The following is an 859-nucleotide window of genomic DNA, read 5'->3' on the forward strand; positions in this document are numbered from 1 at the left end:
GACGGGCCCCGGCCGCGCTATGCGGCAGGGGCCGCGGCAGGTACCGCGTGACCAGCAGGAGCGGGGATTTCCGCCTTACCCGGTCGAGCCGGCGGCGGCGCAGTCGGCGCAGGTGCCGTAGATCTCCAGGGTGTGGGCGACGTCGGTGAAGCCGGCGGCCGCGGCGACGCGGTCGGTCCACGCCTCGATCTCGGGTCCTTCGACCTCGACGGCCCGGCCGCAGCGGCGGCAGACCAGATGATGGTGATGGTTGTCGGTCGCGCAGCGGCGGTAGAGGGTCTCCCCGTCGTCGCGGCGCAGCACGTCGACCTCACCCTGGTCGGCGAGGACCTGCAGATGCCGGTAGACGGTGGTCAGGCCGACAGCCTGCCCCATGTCGCGCAGGTGGGCGTGCAGGTCCTGGGCGCTGGTGAAAGCGTCGATCTCGGCCAGCGCGGCGCAGACGGCGTCTCCCTGGCGGGTGGCCCGGACGGTGGTTCCGCGGCCGAGTATGGCCCGGCGTCCGCCGCCACCCGGCCCGGCACGCGATGGTTCCGCGGCGGACGCGGCCCCCCGGGACGACGCCGTCGGGGCAGGGGCCGCTCGGCTGGATTCGGCGCTGGGCACAGCCTTCACTCTCTCACCGTACGGCGGCCGAGGCCCCGGACGACGGGTCTCTGTCATGGTCAGGGAGACGAAACGGTTTCGGCGCGGGTGTCTCTTCCGTCGCCCGCGCCGCCCGACACCCCTCAGCCGTAGGTGGAAACCGCTGCTGCCACGCCGTTTTTCACCTACGGCTTGCGCGGCCGTAGGTGAAAAACGCTGTCATCGTGACCTGTTCCACCTACGGCTTCCGCGGTGGGGCGGGCAGCGCTGCGGC

1 protein-coding gene is annotated in these 859 nt (G+C 72.8%); it reads right to left on the reverse strand.

The window, feature by feature from the left end:
• Positions 1–75: 75 nt before the first annotated feature.
• Positions 76–615 (reverse strand): Fur family transcriptional regulator, encoded by a 540-nt coding sequence (locus AC5LUJ_RS09030; RefSeq protein ID WP_493464767.1) that lies wholly within the window; start codon positions 613–615, stop codon positions 76–78.
• Between the last annotated feature and the right edge of the window lie 244 nt (positions 616–859).

The organism is Protofrankia sp. CiP1_Cm_nod3 (assembly GCF_982290655.1).